General features: G+C 27.0%; 1 protein-coding gene. It reads right to left on the reverse strand.

What is annotated here, in order from left to right:
- A partial coding sequence (locus AC3A84_RS17320) for a hypothetical protein (RefSeq protein ID WP_487971274.1) occupies window positions 1–604 on the reverse strand: 604 nt, incomplete at both ends.

Consider the following 604-nt stretch of genomic DNA (forward strand, 5'->3'; position numbering starts at 1 on the left):
TTTTTGATTTCGAGTATTAGATTTTATAATTTCTTCGAAAATATTATTCCTATAACCTGATGGATAATCTTTTAAAACGTGTTTATATGTATGAGTTGATGTAGTATCCTTATGACATCCTAACCCTTTTTCTCTAGCAACTTCTAGTGATTCATAAAATAGTTTAAATATATCTCGAACGTGCCAAGTAATCATTAATCCAGTCTCGTTTTTTTCAGAATAATCTTCTTCGCTATTTTGGAAGGATTCTATTATTGTTCTTTTGGTTCTAGCTTTATTTTTGAAAGGACTAATATTCGTCAATGCTATAATTTCTTCGTCTAACACCAAAGGAGACAAAGTTCTAAGAGAATGGTTATTTACTTGATTAAAAAGTGCTTTAATATAATTTTTAGGACCGTGTTTGTTATATACATCTTGAATCACTTTTTTTGTTTTAATACTTGATTCTTCAATTAACCTTATGTACACATTTATTGTTGAATTAAGTTTTGATTCCAAAAATTCTATCAATTGTGCATCATTCAGTAAATCTAAGGAATTGGTTCCCAATATTTTTTTAATTTTGTTTTTCTTTAATACTAACTCAAATCTTTGGACATTA

The sequence above is a fragment of the Paracidovorax sp. genome (assembly GCF_057642795.1).